The sequence below is a fragment of the Alkalibacterium sp. m-11 genome, from assembly GCF_054658155.1.
The window spans coordinates 56,386-72,484 of record NZ_BAAGIR010000001.1 but is presented as its reverse complement, the minus strand read 5'-3'; the positions used below and the strand labels follow the sequence as shown (position 1 = coordinate 72,484).

Annotated in this window: 15 protein-coding genes and 1 other annotated feature; all 15 genes read left to right on the top strand. The window is 42.9% G+C overall.

Annotated elements, in window-relative coordinates:
- Positions 1–205: 205 nt before the first annotated feature.
- The 15 genes from ACYQ2O_RS00325 to priA all read left to right on the top strand — a co-directional run bounded on the left by ACYQ2O_RS00325 (position 206) and on the right by priA (position 16,081).
- Positions 206–1,072 (top strand): DegV family protein, encoded by an 867-nt coding sequence (locus ACYQ2O_RS00325; protein ID WP_091264991.1) that lies wholly within the window; start codon positions 206–208, stop codon positions 1,070–1,072.
- 117 nt (positions 1,073–1,189) lie between these two features.
- Positions 1,190–1,236 (top strand) — a sequence feature (sodium ion sensor (DUF1646 type); this cis-regulatory element may regulate processes involved in with the transportation of sodium ions).
- Between the two features lie 42 nt (positions 1,237–1,278).
- On the top strand, positions 1,279–1,605 hold the full coding sequence (locus ACYQ2O_RS00320; RefSeq protein WP_346024663.1) for a hypothetical protein: 327 nt from the start codon (positions 1,279–1,281) through the stop codon (positions 1,603–1,605).
- Positions 1,592–3,553, top strand: coding sequence for a V-type ATP synthase subunit I (locus ACYQ2O_RS00315; protein ID WP_346024664.1), 1,962 nt, complete (start codon positions 1,592–1,594; stop codon positions 3,551–3,553). The genes ACYQ2O_RS00320 and ACYQ2O_RS00315 overlap by 14 nt, the downstream gene beginning before the upstream one ends.
- A 33-nt stretch (positions 3,554–3,586) precedes the next feature.
- Entirely contained in the window at positions 3,587–4,063 is a 477-nt protein-coding gene (locus tag ACYQ2O_RS00310; RefSeq protein ID WP_346024665.1) for a V-type ATP synthase subunit K, read from the top strand.
- A gap of 110 nt (positions 4,064–4,173) precedes the next feature.
- Positions 4,174–4,752, top strand: coding sequence for a V-type ATP synthase subunit E (locus ACYQ2O_RS00305; RefSeq protein ID WP_346024666.1), 579 nt, complete (start codon positions 4,174–4,176; stop codon positions 4,750–4,752).
- Between the two features lie 14 nt (positions 4,753–4,766).
- The gene (locus tag ACYQ2O_RS00300) at positions 4,767–5,771 is read left to right on the top strand and encodes a V-type ATP synthase subunit C (protein ID WP_346024667.1); all 1,005 of its coding nucleotides are present in this window, start codon (positions 4,767–4,769) and stop codon (positions 5,769–5,771) included.
- The gene (locus ACYQ2O_RS00295) at positions 5,761–6,072 is read left to right on the top strand and encodes a V-type ATP synthase subunit F (protein WP_346024668.1); all 312 of its coding nucleotides are present in this window, start codon (positions 5,761–5,763) and stop codon (positions 6,070–6,072) included. Before ACYQ2O_RS00300 ends, ACYQ2O_RS00295 begins: the two co-directional genes overlap by 11 nt.
- 66 nt (positions 6,073–6,138) lie before the next feature.
- On the top strand, positions 6,139–7,869 hold the full coding sequence (locus ACYQ2O_RS00290; RefSeq protein ID WP_459795784.1) for a V-type ATP synthase subunit A: 1,731 nt from the start codon (positions 6,139–6,141) through the stop codon (positions 7,867–7,869).
- Positions 7,862–9,238 (top strand): V-type ATP synthase subunit B, encoded by a 1,377-nt coding sequence (locus ACYQ2O_RS00285; RefSeq protein WP_459795783.1) that lies wholly within the window; start codon positions 7,862–7,864, stop codon positions 9,236–9,238. Before ACYQ2O_RS00290 ends, ACYQ2O_RS00285 begins: the two co-directional genes overlap by 8 nt.
- A gap of 5 nt (positions 9,239–9,243) precedes the next feature.
- Positions 9,244–9,876 carry a V-type ATP synthase subunit D gene (locus tag ACYQ2O_RS00280; protein ID WP_346024671.1) on the top strand — a complete coding sequence of 211 codons (633 nt, stop codon included), beginning with the start codon at positions 9,244–9,246 and terminating at the stop codon, positions 9,874–9,876.
- A 131-nt stretch (positions 9,877–10,007) separates the two neighbouring features.
- Entirely contained in the window at positions 10,008–11,381 is a 1,374-nt protein-coding gene (locus ACYQ2O_RS00275) for a patatin-like phospholipase family protein (protein WP_346024672.1), read from the top strand.
- A gap of 89 nt (positions 11,382–11,470) precedes the next feature.
- Positions 11,471–12,088: a guanylate kinase gene (gene gmk / locus ACYQ2O_RS00270; RefSeq protein ID WP_091265014.1), complete on the top strand. Its 618-nt coding sequence runs from the start codon at positions 11,471–11,473 to the stop codon at positions 12,086–12,088.
- On the top strand, positions 12,089–12,301 hold the full coding sequence (gene rpoZ / locus ACYQ2O_RS00265; RefSeq protein WP_459795782.1) for a DNA-directed RNA polymerase subunit omega: 213 nt from the start codon (positions 12,089–12,091) through the stop codon (positions 12,299–12,301). It begins immediately after the preceding gene.
- A gap of 152 nt (positions 12,302–12,453) precedes the next feature.
- A complete protein-coding gene (gene coaBC / locus ACYQ2O_RS00260) occupies positions 12,454–13,653 on the top strand; it encodes a bifunctional phosphopantothenoylcysteine decarboxylase/phosphopantothenate--cysteine ligase CoaBC (protein ID WP_459795781.1) in 1,200 nt (399 codons plus the stop codon).
- Positions 13,654–13,666: 13 nt separating this feature from the next.
- Positions 13,667–16,081: a primosomal protein N' gene (gene priA, locus ACYQ2O_RS00255; RefSeq protein ID WP_459795780.1), complete on the top strand. Its 2,415-nt coding sequence runs from the start codon at positions 13,667–13,669 to the stop codon at positions 16,079–16,081.
- Positions 16,082–16,099: the final 18 nt, after the last annotated feature.

Below are 16,099 nucleotides of genomic sequence, written 5' to 3'. Positions count from 1 at the left end.
CAAGTCCAATGGGACAACTGAAGAAAATGTTTGGGTAATGAAACACACAGAATGAGCCATTTTAATATTAAAATTGAAGAGTTACCATCTCTAGAAAAAAAGTTTCCGCCAAAGTCTTGACACATACGATTTTAGTGCTTTTGTTTCAATTTAACTAAAAAAAACGTATAATAGAAATGAATACATTATAAGGAGTGGGTATTTTATGGATTATCAGCTGATAACCGATTCCTGTTGTGATCTTCCGCTGGAACTAGTGGAAAGATTCGACTTGGATATTGTCAACTTCACAATTACTATCAGTGGAAAAGAGCTGATCGACGATATGGGAAAAACGTTTGATAAGACGTCCTTTTTTAATCGACTTAAAGAAGGTGAGACTGCTTCAACCTCACAAATCAACGTTCATGCCTATCTCGAAAAATTTAAGAAGTATGTAGAAGAAGGTAAGCCGGTTATTTACTTAGGGTTTTCTTCTGAACTTAGTGGGTCACTTAATAGTGCCCGTCAAGCTAAACAGATGCTTGAAGAAGAATATGATGATGTGGATCTGACCATTATCGACACAAGGGCAGCCAGCCTGGGGGAAGGTCTACTGGTCTATGAAGCTGCACTCAAAAAAGAGGCAGGTATGAGTAAGGAAGATCTGGTCAAGTGGGTCGAGGATAATAAGTTGAACTATCACTCCTGGGTTACCGTAGATGACATTAAACATCTTCAACGTGGGGGAAGAATCTCAGCTACTGCAGCGACAGTAGGTTCACTGCTCAATGTTAAGCCCATCATCATCTTGAACCGTGAAGGGAAGCTTGTCCCGTTCTCAAAAGTTCGAGGCAGGAAGAAGTCGCTTCAGTTCCTTATCGATCAGACAGTTAAAAACATCAGAGATGAAGAGGATCATGCGGTCTTTATCGGTCATGTTGGAGTACCTGAAGATGCTGACTTTGTCAGAGAGAAACTGCTTGAAAAAGTGAGCCCTAAGGAAATCATCATATCAAGTTACGGTCCCACAATCGCAGCCCATACAGGATTTGGCTCTTTATCCGTCTTCAGTTATGGAGAAGAACGGTAACCGTTTAGATCTCTCGTCACCGCAGTCATGAATAAAGAGACTGCTGATAAGTTTAAGTTGACACTAATTTTGAGAGTATGCTATTATAAATTTTGTTAGTACAATTTATATCAATGCGGTTGGGCGTGAGCTTTCAAGGTTATTTTCTTCTAGGGCGAGAAGAAGGCCTGTTAGCCGCGCCCTTTTTTTGAAAGGGGGAATATAAAGTGAACCGTGAAGCAATTAATTATGTTAAAGATGCTGAGGCTAGAGTTGAAGAACTTAGAGCCAATGCGGAAAAAGAGATAAAAGATATCAAGGCTGGGACTGCTCTTCGAATGGATAAGATAACCGAACAGACCGAACACGAACTGGCTGCTTTTAGAAAAGAGCGGCAAGAACAAGTCGAGTCCAGGCTGGAAGAAGACGAGAAAGTGTTTGAAGAGCAGATCAATGAAGATATCAACCGTTTCAATGGCACCTATGAATCGGAAAAAGACAGACTAGCCAGTCGAATAGCAGAGGAGGTATTGCGTCGATATGGCAATAGCTAAAATGAAAAAACTGACTTTATTAGCAGAACATACTAATAAAGAAGCTGTTTTGAAGAGTGTCCAGGAAATGCAGAGTCTTGAAATCATTCCTGTAGCAGAAGTTCTGGAGGAAAGTCTGCTGAATGACTTCGATACGAGTGCTTCGCGTCATTTGTCTAATGACAGTCAGGCCAGACTGCAGGATATTGAATATGCAATCAATTACTTACAGGACTACGTCGAACAGCCGGGTCTGATTGAGCGCCTTAAAACTAAGAAAGAAGTATTTTCATTAAAAGAACTTGAAAGCATTGTAGAGAGTGCAGACGTTGATGCTCTTCTGGAGCAAGTATCCCTGAAGGAAAAGCAGCTCAACAATCTGGATGAGAAAATGAAAGACCTCAAACAGGAAGAAGAATTCCTGAGAAAGTGGCGGGCACTTAGTTTCAAGTCTGAAGAGGTCAGTCATTTCAGACTGATGGATGTTCTGGTGGGAACCGTTGATAAAGAACAATCAGAAGCACTTGTTGAGGGTTTACGTGATAATGGCAGAATATATTATGACGAAGTATATAGAAGAAGTGACGAAGTCGCTTATCTCATCATTCTTCCTAAAACCGAGAGAAAGCAGTTTGATGATCTTGTCGCTCAATACAGTTACAGAGAACTGACATATACACATGAACTTCTTCCGGAAGATGAGTTATACCGTAATCTTACCGAACAGAAGCAAGTCAGAGGTGATAAAGAAAAGATAATTGCTGAGATGAAGAAATGGACAAGTCTCTACAGGAACCTGGAGCTCGCTGAGGAATATTACTACAATCTGTCTGAACGAGAAAAAGCACACAATCTTCTTCTAGAAAGCCATCACCTGTTCCTTCTATCTGGATGGATAGAGGAAGAGAAAGTGGATTCTTTAAAGGCTAACATCGATCAGACGATCGGCGAGAGCGAAGTCGCTATTCTATCCGAAGATATAATGATGAAGGAATACAATGATGTTCCTGTCGTGCTGAAGAATAACAGTTTTGTCCGACCATTCGAGATGATTACAGAGATGTTCAGTTATCCAAAATACAACGAAGTCGACCCCACACCGTTGATGATGCCGTTCTTTATGGTATTCTTCGGCATGATGGCCGCCGACCTTGGCTACGGTATGCTGCTCTTTGGAGTCACATTGTTCGCCTTGAAGGCATTCAACATAGAAGGGTCAATGGGGAACTTCTTGAAGTTTCTTTACACCCTCTCGTTTCCGACGATGGCCTTCGGAGTATTTTTCGGAAGTTTCTTCGGAATAGAGCTGCCCATACAAGTCTTCTCCTTACAGGATGATGTACTTGAAATTATGGCATTTTCAGTTGTGCTCGGACTGATCCAGCTGCTTTACGGGCTCGTCTTGAATGGAATCATCAAAGGAAAGCAGGGACAGAGAGCCTCTTCATACGTCGATGGCTATGCCTGGTTCCTTATGCTGATCGGTTTCATCCTATGGGTCGGTGGAGCCATGCTGCTGAACATGCCGCTGCTTACGCAGATAGGTATCGGACTTGTGGTTCTTAACGCAGTAGGGATCCTTGTCGTATCAGCAATTTCCAATTCCAACAAAGCACTGGGGATAGGACTCGGGGCTTACAATTTATATGGAATATCTGGTTATGTAGGAGATATCGTCAGTTACACAAGATTGATGGCTCTTGCAGTAGCCAGTGCAAATATTGCGATGGCATTTAATATGATCATCGGGTTCCTTCCGCCTATAGCACGATTTACGGTTGGGGTTCTAATCATTATTGCCCTGCAGGCACTGAACATAGCACTGACATTCTTAAGTGCTTATGTCCATACTTCCAGACTGCAGTATGTTGAGTTCTTCGGCAAGTTCTTCGAAGGCGGAGGCAGACCACTGACTCCACTCAAAATGCTTGAGAAACATGTCTGGATGGAAGACAATAACAACGGTTAAAACTATATTTTATAATAATGGAGGAAAAAAATAATGAGTAACTTTGAACTGTTTTTTGGAGATAATTTAGGTTTTGTATTTGGTGCAGTAGGTGTCGCTCTGGCAGTTATTCTTTCTGGTATCGGATCATCAAGAGGAGTAGGATCTGCAGGTGAAGCAGCGGCTGCCTTAACAAAAGAACAGCCGGAAAAATTCGGTCGTGCACTTGTTCTACAGATGCTTCCAGCAACACAGGGACTTTACGGTTTCGTTATCGGACTGCTGATTATTATCAACTTGTCTACTAACCTTGACGTATCAACTGGATGGTACTATCTGATGGTCGGACTTCCTGTAGGATTTACTGGACTGACATCCGGTACGCTTCAGGGTCGTGTCTCAGTAGCTGCAATGCAGATCCTAGCTCAAAAACCTGAACACACAACTAAAGGGATCATTTATTCAGCGATGGTTGAAACATATGCAATTTTAGGTTTCGTTACTTCCCTGATGATGATAATCTTCATGTAATAAATGAGAGAAAGGAATTTAGAATTCAGTGATCAGACAGCTATCTGTCACTTAATAAACTGAATTCCTTGTTTCATTTCATTATTATTACTCTGAACAGGAGGGAAATCATGGCAGATTTAAAATTACTGACTGAACGAGTCGTTGAAAAAGAAAAAGCGGCTATCCGAAAGGAAATTGAAGAAGCTAAAAAACAAGCTGAAGATGAGATTCAAGCTGCCGAAGCAGAAGAGGTACAGAAACGCCTACAAGCTAAGGAGCAGATCAAAGCAGATGCCGAACATGATTACACGATTCGAAGAAACACATTGGACATCAGACGGCGCAATGAGGTGCTGGCTGCGAAACAGTCTATTCTGGACAAGATGTTCAAAGAGACTAAAAATAGACTGGATAATCTGGATGATGAGACATTCAGACAGTTTACTGCGAACGTATTGAAACAGTTCGACAAAGAAGGACAAGTGACGTTGAAATTGGGAGAAAAGTCTGCCCATTCTATTGACGAAACTTGGGTAACTTCTAATAAACCTGCTGAGCTGGCTGTTCTGGTATCCAAGGACACTGTAAAAGGACAGTCCGGCTTCCTTATTGAAAAAAATGGCATAGAATACAACTTCTTATTCGATTCTTTAGTGGAAGATGCCAGAACGGACATTTTACCAGATATATCTAACGAATTATTTTAAGGAGGAGAATACAATTGAAAGATACCGTTTATGGTTCAAGTAATGTTCTCATACGGATTTACGAGAACGATCTCCTCACTCGATCTCATTTCGAACGCATGCTGACTGCCGATTCTTTTGAAGATGCTGTCAACGTGCTGAGAGAAACACCTTACAGGAATGACATCGATAGAATCAAAGAAGATAAAAGTTATGATGAGATGTTCATGAATGAGCTCCACCAGACATTTGAGGAGCTGTTAAAGATTGTTCCCAACAAGGAACTTATAGAGCTTGCTGGATTGAGGTATGCTTATCACAATCTGAAAGTTCTCTTTAAAGAGGAGTTTACAGATCAGGATCTGAATCATTTATTCATCCCGATCGGCCGTTATCCTGTATCAGAATTGAGACAGGCAGTCAGAACAGGTGAATCTGATGTCCTTCCTGCTGAGTATATGGACAGCATCCATGAACTTCAGGAGGATTACGATCAGTATCAGAACGTTCAGTCTGTCGATATCATACTCGACAGACGGTACTTTACACATCTTCGTCTTCTGGCTGACCAGACAGGTGAAGAGGGCGTGCCTGAACTGATAGAAACGCTTATAGATTATAACAACATATCTACTTTGGTCAGAGGAATGAAACAGAATAGAACACGCAATTTTCTGCTGACTGTTCTTTCAAGTTCCGGATCTATTCCTAAAGAAGATCTGCTCGAAATTGCAGATAATGGGCAGCAGTATGCGCTACAGTACTTTAGAACAAGTAAATACAGAAAACTAATTGACCAGTCGGTCGATACCGAAACAAATGAATTATCATCTGTCAGAATCGATCATCAGACAGATGATGCGTATATGAATACGATGAGAGATGCCAGACTTCAATCTTTCGGTCCTATGCCGGTGCTCGCTTATCTCTATGCCAAGGAAATAGAAGTCAAAAATCTCAGACTCATTCTATCAGGTAAGGAAAATGGTGTACCTGCTGATGCGATCAGAGAAAGGATGCGATTGAACTATGCCCAATAAAATTGGAGTTGTCGGAGACAAAGATTCCGTTCTGGCATTCAAAATGCTCGGCTTTTCTGTTTACTTCGCATCTGAAGCGAAAGAGACCCGTCGAATCATCGACAATCTGGCAGACAAAGATTATGGTGTGATTTACTTGACAGAACAATTAGCAGAATTAGTCCCTGAAACAATCAGACGCTATGACGCTAAAATGAAACCTGCCATCATTTTGATCCCTAATCATACAGGCTCACGTGGCATCGGTAAGAAACGTGTGCAGGAAAATGTCGAAAAAGCAGTGGGTCAAAATATTTTATAGGAGGGTACGATTTTGAGTAAAGGAACGATTGTAAGTGTTTCTGGCCCTTTGGTCACAGCAAAAGGGATGGAAACAGCTAATATACAGGATATTTGCCGTGTAGGTAAACTAGGCCTCATCGGTGAGATCATTGAAATGAGAAACGACGTTGCCTCTATACAGGTTTATGAAGAAACGTCTATGGTAGGTCCGGGAGAAGTCGTCGAAACAACTGGTGAACCATTATCCGTTGAGCTTGCTCCAGGTATGATTTCTCAGATGTTTGACGGAATTCAGAGACCGCTGGACGAATTTATGGAAAAGACAAATAGTAACTTTCTTGAACGAGGCATGTCCATCGAGCCGCTGAACCGTGAGAAACAGTGGGAATTCACTCCTTCTCTGGAAGAAGGAACAGAAGTATCTGAAGGAGACATTGTCGGTATTGTTCAGGAAACTAAAGTAATTGAACACCGCATCATGGTGCCTCACGGCGTTAAAGGTAAAATCAAATCTATTTATTCAGGCTCCTTCACTATAAGCGACCCAATCTACGTGCTTGAAACTGAAGATGGCGAAAAAGAATTTACTATGATGCAGAAATGGCCAGTCAGAAGAGGCCGTCCAATCAAGACGAAGCTGAACCCGGAAGAACCGCTTATTACCGGTCAGCGAGTTATTGATACATTCTTCCCAGTTGCCAAAGGTGGCGCGGCTGCAGTTCCTGGACCTTTCGGAGCAGGTAAAACTGTCGTTCAGCACCAGATCGCAAAATGGGCAGACGTTGACTTGGTGGTCTATGTAGGCTGCGGAGAACGCGGGAATGAGATGACAGACGTTATCAATGAGTTCCCTGAACTGATTGACCCGAATACTGGAGAATCAATTATGGCGCGGACTATACTGATTGCCAACACTTCCAACATGCCCGTTGCTGCGCGTGAAGCCTCTATCTACACGGGTATTACAATTGCTGAATATTTCCGTGATATGGGATATTCTGTAGCAATCATGGCAGATTCGACATCAAGATGGGCTGAAGCCTTACGTGAGATGTCAGGTCGTCTGGAAGAAATGCCTGGTGATGAAGGGTATCCAGCCTATCTGGGCTCTCGTCTTGCAGAATACTATGAACGTGCAGGTAAAGTGGTTACGCTTGGATCTGGAGACCGTACTGGAAGCATAACAGCGATCGGTGCCGTATCCCCTCCTGGAGGAGATACATCTGAACCGGTAACGCAGAATACCTTGCGTGTCGCTAAAGTATTCTGGGGTCTGGACAGTTCCCTTGCACAAAGACGTCATTTCCCGTCGATCAACTGGTTGAATTCCTATTCACTGTATAGCAATGAAATGAATGACTACGTAGGGAAACAGCTTGGAGAAGACTGGAACGGTATGGTAACGAGAGCAAAAGCTTTACTTCAAGATGAATCGGAACTTCAGGAAATCGTCCGACTGGTCGGAGTAGAGTCTCTATCGGAACGTGACCGTTTGAAACTGGTTGTTGCCAGAATGGTTCGTGAGGACTTCCTTCAGCAGAATGCCTTCGATGATGTAGATACCTATACATCTAGAAACAAGCAGTATGAAATGCTGTTTACTATCCTTAACTATGAAGATCAGGCTGTTCGTGCAATGGATCTGGGAGCTTATTATGATGAAATAATCAAAGGCACAGACAATGTGCGTGAACGCGTCGGTCGAATGAAATACATTAGTGAAGATGATATCAAGACGATCGAAACGATCCGTAATCAAACGAAAGATGACATTCAGTCAGTATTAGAGAAAGGCGGTGTAGAACCAGATGCTTAAAGAGTATAAAACTGTATCCGAAGTCGTCGGACCGCTGATGACAGTCGAAGGCGTCGAAGGCGTCAAGTTTGACGAGCTGGTCGACATCGAACTTCAGACCGGTGAGCGCAGAAGAGGACAGGTCCTTGAAATCAACGGAGACAAAGCAGTTGTTCAGTTGTTTGAAGGATCCACAGGCATCAACTTGGAAGAGACTAAAGTACGCTTCCTGGCTAAACCTCTCTCTCTAGACGTGTCAGAAGATATGATCGGACGAACATTTGATGGGATGGGGCGAGTCAGTGATGGTGGACCGAACCTGATTCCTGAAAAAAGTCTGGACATCAATGGAATTGCGATCAATCCGATTGCAAGAGACTATCCGGATGAGTTTATTCAGACAGGTATTTCTACAATCGATCACCTGAACACGCTTGTTCGTGGACAGAAGCTTCCGGTATTTTCCGGTTCTGGACTTCCGCACAAAGAACTCGCTGCACAGATTGCCAGACAGGCCAGTGTAACGAATACAGATGAGAAATTTGCCGTTGTATTTGCTGCGATCGGTATCACATTTGAAGAAGCCGAGTACTTCATGAATGACTTCAAGAAAACCGGAGCGATCGACCGGTCCGTTCTGTTCATCAACCTTGCAGATGATCCGGCGATCGAACGTATTGCGACACCAAGAATGGCCCTGACTGCTGCAGAATACCTGGCTTTCGAAAAAGACATGCATGTTCTGGTCATCATGACCGATATGACAAACTATGCGGAAGCGCTGCGTGAAATTTCTGCTGCCCGCCGTGAGGTACCTGGTCGTCGTGGGTATCCTGGCTACCTGTATACCAACCTGGCTACACTTTATGAGCGCGCAGGTCGTCTGGAAGGAACCAAAGGGTCTGTAACACAGATTCCGATTCTGACCATGCCTGAGGATGACATTACCCATCCGATTCCCGATCTGACAGGGTATATCACTGAAGGACAGATCATCCTGTCACGTGACCTGTATAACCAGGGCTATCAGCCTCCAATCAATGTTCTGCCATCTCTGTCCCGACTGAAAGATAAAGGAACGGGAGAAGGAAAGACTAGAGTGGACCATGCGCCTACAATGAACCAGATTTTCTCTGCCTATGCACAGGGTAAAGAGGCTAAGGAACTGTCTGCCGTGTTAGGTGAAGCTGCACTGTCTGAAACAGACAGAAAATATGTCGAGTTTACAAATAAATTCGAAAAAGTGTACGTGAATCAGGGGAACTATACTAACCGTACGATTCAGGAAACGCTGGATCTAGGCTGGGAACTTCTGAAAGTTCTGCCTCGTGCAGAGCTGAAACGTATCAAGGATGATATGCTTGACAAGTATCTGCCAAAAGGAGAGTGAGGTAAATGGCTAAATTAAATGTCAACCCCACTCGTATGGAACTGGCAAATCTGAAAAAAAGATTGAATCTTGCCAGCAGAGGGCACAAGCTTCTGAAAGACAAGCAGGATGAACTGATGCGTCAGTTCATTCAGCTCATCAGAAAGAATAATGAACTTAGAAACCAGGTAGAAGAAAAGCTCGAGAAAGCAATGCAGTCATTCGCAATGGCCAAGTCATTACTTCATGAAAATTATATTGAAGAACTGATGGCTGTACCAAGCCGAAGTGTATCCTTGAATATCGATCGTAAGAACATCATGAGTGTTCGCGTACCACAGATGAACTTCCATTATGATGATCATACGAGCGACGCAGCCGACTTAAGCTATGGATATTTGAATTCCAACGGTGAACTGGATCTGACCTTTGAATACCTGATCGATGTCATGCCAGATATGCTTGAACTCGCTGAAATCGAAAAAACTTGTCAGCTGATGGCAGATGAAATTGAAAAAACACGAAGACGAGTCAATGCTCTGGAATATATGACCATTCCTCAGCTTGAGGAAACGATTTACTTTATTCGTATGAAACTTGATGAGAGTGAACGTTCAGCTATTACCCGACTGATGAAAGTTAAGGATATGGGACAGTAACAGTTGATAATTACAGTGAAAATGGAGAATAAGACATAAGTTCTTATATCTGTTTTCACTGTTTTTACATAGTATGGACAACTAGGAACTTAATAGAATGAAGATAGGCTATCAGCCAGGAGGCAACAGTCATGACATCATCTTTTTTTGAAAAGAAGAATAAAAAGAGAGCACTCGTTTTTGGTGGAGGCGGTGCGCGCGGCTCATTTGAAATAGGTGTCTGGAGAGCTCTTGATGAGCTTGACTATGTTCCGGATATCATCACAGGCACATCTGTAGGTGCCCTGAACGGCGCACTGTATATTCTCGGCAATGTCTCTGAGGCGGAAAGAATGTGGAAAGAAATTGAAACCGGAAAGGTTCTGGATCTCGATGCACCACTGTCGATCGACAGTTTTAAAGACTATCGACGTACTCTGACTGGTTTTCTGATCAAGATAATCAGAGAAAAAGGAATTAGTTCAGCTCCACTAAAAGCTCTGATTGATACGTATATTGATGATGAGAGCAGGATAAGAAGTGACGGGACAATTTTCGGTCTGTCGACAACCAACTTGAAGACGAGAGAAATCGAGTATTATTTTCTGGACGATATTGAAGAAGGCAGGCTTAATGACTACCTTCTAGCCAGTGCGTCACTTTATCCAGCCATTCAGAAAAAAATGATCGACGGGACCCCGTACATCGATGGAGGCTACTGGAATAACATTCCGATAAACATGGCACTGGATAAATTGCCCGACCAGATTGTCCTTGTTGATGTCCAGGGCCCCGGACTACTCCATTATGACCATCAGATAGAAAAATGCGAGTCACTGCTGATCCGAACAAAGTGGCCGCTTGGAGACATGCTGCTGTTTGATACGAACAGGACAGAAGTGAATATAGAACTGGGCTACTGCGAGACTATGAAGTTAGCCAGGCCGGATCTCTATAGAGGACTATGGTATACTTATGATACAGACACAGTAGAAACAGACGCCTCTGTCTTCTATCTCGCGTTGAATGGCCTTTTGACTGGTAAACGGTCAAAAGGGGTCTATGAATATATTAAAAGGGATAATCATCAGCTGATCCTTTTGAGAGAGATTGAGAAACGATGGGGCAGCGCTGTGGATGAAACCACTGTTTCTCTAGCTTTATGTGAACTGACAGGTAAATTGTTCAACATGATCCCTGATAAAATATACAGTATAGACAAGTTTCAAAATGAGATAATCCATCGTCTGATTAAAATGAGAGATGCAGAACGGAAAAATCCTGTAAATGAGTTTGAACCCAGGTTTCTCTTAAGTGGAAAAGAGTGGACCGAAGAATTTCTTGAAGGATTACCGCTGATATCGAACCGGACACTTGTCATACAGATTCTTGAGAGACTTGAAGATGAGCAGCTGAAGTGGGATACCCCTTTCTATAAGCTAATGATTCGAACCAGACCTTTTCCGTTCATTATTGCTTTGTACTGTAAATATCTTTTGAACAAAAATTTAGGTTTGTATAGGTAAAATCAAAATTAACTTTCAATTCTACAGTCTGATATGGTAGAATTGGGGATAAGTTTTCATGGAGAATTTGTGTTGGGAAGGACTTGTAAATGAAAGATAGAGGATTGTTAATCGTTCTGTCCGGCCCGTCCGGGGTAGGAAAAGGAACAGTGAGAAAAGCTATTTTCGATAATTATTCAAATGAATTTGATTATTCCATATCAATGACCACACGCAAGAGACGTGAGGGTGAAAAAGAAGGCATTGATTACTATTTCAGAACTAAAGAAGAATTCGAACAGCTGATAGCTGAAGATGGTCTGCTGGAGTATGCTGAATATGTTGGAAACTACTATGGAACCCCATTGGAGTACGTGAATCAGACGCTGGATGAAGGTCGGGATGTCTTTTTGGAAATCGAGGTCCAGGGAGCTTTGAAAGTCCGAGAAAAAATGCCTGAGGGAATCTTTATATTTCTATCGCCACCGGATCTGGATGAACTTAAGTCAAGAATCGTCAACCGTGGAACAGACAGTGATGAAATGATTGAGAGACGAATGCATAAAGCTGTAGAAGAACTTAAGCTGATTCAGTATTACGACTATGTGGTAGAAAACGATACAGTTAAAAATGCAGCAAGAAAAATCAGAAACATCATAGAAAGTGAACACCTCAAAGTGACAAGGAATTTAAGAGAGTACGCAGAAATTATAGAGGAGATGGAATAAATGCTGTTATACCCTTCATTGGATGATTTACTTAAAAAGATCGATTCGAAATATTCATTGGTGATACTGGCTGCCAAGAGAGCCAAACAACTTCACGACAATCCGTCAGCTGCTATGCTGGAAACGTACCAGAGTGATAAAAATGTCGGGAAGGCCCTAGAAGAAATCAAATCCGGTGATCTGGTCATCGATCCGGATAGTCTTTCAAATTAAATCAATGAAACCTCTGATCGTCTGTTCATCAAAGATTTTTCTTTGCTGGACAAGTTCAGAGGTTTTTTCCTAGTGTATAAACTGGGAAAGTATTATGAGGACACATAGGCTGAAAATTGGTAAACTAATAAAAACAGCACCGAGGTGACGTAATGATCAATGGAAAAAAGATAGCCCTGTATGTAACGGGAGGAATAGCTGTATACAAAGCAGTGGACTTGTTGAGAGAACTGATAAAAAATGGAGCAGAAGTAAGGGTGGCTATGACAAAAGGAGCAGCAGAGTTCGTCACACCCCTGACCTTTCAGATTCTGAGCAAACATACTGTTTATATTGATACATTTTCTGAAGACGACCCTAGTATAGTCAATCATATCAATTTGGCTGACTGGGCGGACTACTCTATAGTAGCGCCCCTTACTGCCAATACATTGGCAAAGATGGCACATGGGTTAGCTGATAATTTCGTGACATCAGCTCTTCTTGCAGTGACCCATCCAGTATTCACTGTACCTGCGATGAATGGAAATATGTACAGAAATACCGTGACTCAGGAAAATATTGAGAAGCTTTCAGCTAGAGGAATAGTTGTCATGAGCCCTGATACTGGGTTTCTGGCTGAAGGGTACAGTGGAGAAGGACGTTTTCCTGAAAAATCCAGAATAATAGACGAGCTGGAAGCTTTTATCCGAGATCACTCTGAGAAGCTTCCTCTAAGAGGCAAAAAAATCATTGTGACTGCCGGTGGAACAAAGGAACGGATCGATCCGGTCAGGTATATTACAAATGACTCGTCAGGAAAAATGGGCCATGCATTGGCAGTGGAAGCCTGGAAGAGAGGAGCCGAAGTGGTATTGATCAGTGCAAGTCAGCTGGCTACACCAGATTATATTACGCGTGTCCCTGTTGAATCTGCTGAAGAGATGCTGAGAACTGTGACTGATGAATTTGACGATGCGGATGCAGTGATCATGGCTGCTGCAGTATCCGATTATGCGCCTGCTACCGTTGAAAAACAGAAGATGAAGAAAAAAGATAGCCTCACATTATCATTCAGGAAAAACCCGGATATACTAAAAAGTCTAGGAGAAAAGAAAAAACCAGATCAGTTGCTCATCGGTTTTGCAGCTGAAACGGAAGATCTGATTCGATACGCTGAAAAGAAGCTGAATGATAAAAATGCTGACTTGATTATTGCCAATGACGTCGGGAAAAAAGACAGAGGCTTCAATGTGGATGAAAATGAAGTGACCATGCTGTCGAGAAAGTCGGAACCTGTTACGATAAGTTTGAGGAGCAAATCAGATGTTTCAGTCGAGGTCATAGACTGGTTGGTCACTAATATGAACTGAAAGGAAGAATCAGATGGCATTATTTGCTGAAGTTATAGTGGACGTGCCTACGTTACAGACAAATCAGCCTTATTCCTATAAAATCCCAGAGCGTTTTGAAGCGTTTATTCAGAAAGGTATGAGAGTGATCGTACCTTTGGGTAAGGGGAGCCGAACGGTCCAGGGCTTTGTCGTCGGCTTCAGTGATCAGACGACTTTTTCGGGCGATATAAAAGAAATCCAGTCCCTCATGGATAACTCGCCGGTACTGAGTGAAGAAATGATTACTTTTGGCAGAGACCTGGCTTATCAGACTTTCAGTTTTCAGATCAAATGCTATCAGACAATGCTTCCTGCTGTACTAAAAGCGCGTTATGTCAGAGTAATACGTCTTATCGATGAAATTGATGAAGACCTGCTGTTCGATTTGTTTAAAGGCAAAGATCGAATAAGCTGGGAAGAGGCTGAAAAAGCAGACAACCTGGATATTGTCCTTAAACTGGAAAAAGAAAATAAAGTGCATATCGATTACCTCGTCACAGACAAGAGTACAGTCAAAAAAGAAAAATACGTCAGACCGTTATTGTCATATGAGCACCTGGAAGAAATGAAGATGGGGATTCCTTCAAATGCGCACAAGCAGCTGATCCTTTTAAACCTGCTGCAGCAGATGGAAAAAGAAGAGGAGCAGCCAGTCACAGCATTTAAAGAACACGGACTGGCCTTGTCTCATATTCGGACGGGAGAAGGAAAAGGCTGGTGTGAAGTTGTCGAGAAGGAAGTCCTGAGAGATCCTTTTTCAGATATTACTTTTGAACAGAGCCAGCCGCTTTCTCTGACAGCCGATCAGAAATTGGCTTTCGACACGATCGATCGGGCTGTAAAGACTGAACAGCATGAAGTCTTTCTGCTTCAGGGGGTGACAGGAAGCGGCAAGACGGAAGTTTATCTTCAGACGATTTCTGAAGTTCTAGAAAAGGATAAAGGGGCTCTCATGCTAGTACCTGAAATTGCCCTGACCCCACAGATGGTCGAACGATTCAAAGGACGTTTCGGAGACCGTGTAGCTGTCCTGCACAGCGGCTTGTCTGATGGCGAAAAGTATGATGAATGGAGAAAGATCGAGAGAGGACAGGCTCAAGTAGTCGTAGGCGCCCGTTCCAGTATTTTTGCGCCATTAAAAAAAATCGGGCTGATCATCATTGACGAAGAACACGAAACGACCTACAAGCAGGAAGAGTTTCCTAAATACCATGCCCGTGATGTAGCAGTCTGGCGAGGACAGTATCATAACTGTCCCGTGCTGCTGGGAAGTGCAACGCCTTCTCTGGAATCAAGGGCGCGGGCGATGAAAGGGGTATATACCCTTCTGGAACTGAGTGAGCGGGCTAACCAGGCTGCTATGCCGCAAGTTAAGGTTATCGATATGCGTGAGGAAGCTAAAAACGGTAACCGATCCACTTTTTCAGACGTGCTCCTGAGTGAGCTGGACAAGCGCATCCATCAGAATGAACAGGCTGTCCTGCTTTTGAACCGAAGAGGCTACTCATCTTTTGTCCTCTGTCGGGACTGCGGATACGTACTGGAATGTCCCAATTGTGACATATCTCAGACCCTTCATATGGATACTAAGACAATGAAGTGCCACTACTGCGGCCATGAAGAAGGGATTCCAAGAAACTGTCCGAAATGTACAAGCCCTGCGATCCGTTACTACGGTACCGGGACTCAAAAAGTTGAAGAGGAACTGCAGGAGTATCTTCCAGACGCCCGCATCATTCGTATGGATGTTGATACTACAAGAAAAAAAGGGGCACATCAGAAACTGTTCAAGCGGTTTGAACAGAAACAGGCTGATATCTTGCTCGGGACTCAGATGATAGCCAAAGGTCTGGATTTTCCGGATGTCACTCTAGTTGGGGTCATTAATGCAGACACATCTCTTGGACTACCGGATTTCCGGTCTGCAGAAAAAACCTTTCAGCTGCTTACTCAGGTGAGTGGGCGATCCGGACGTGGACAGAAGACTGGAGAGGTCATTGTCCAGTCTTACAATCCTGATCATTACGCCATTCAGAAAGCAAAGCATCACGATTATGATTCATTTTTCAAAAAAGAGATGAATCTGAGACGGCTCAGTGAATACAGTCCTTATTATTTTCTGCTTAAGCTGTCAGTCAGTCATGAGAACGAAATGACTGCAGCTAAGAAAATTCATGAATTCATAGAGTTTTTGAAACCGTCCTTAAGTGAACAGGCTATTATATTAGGACCGACTCCAAAGTCCATTGCCAGAACACATAACCGCTATCATTTCCAGACGATCATCAAATATAAAAAAGAAGAGAAACTAAAAGAAAAGTGCCATGAGCTGCTGATGAATACCCAGAAAGAACAGGCTAAAGGTCTGTATATATCCTTGGACTATCATCCGCTCGACTTTATTTAAGAGGAAAGGGGTTTATCC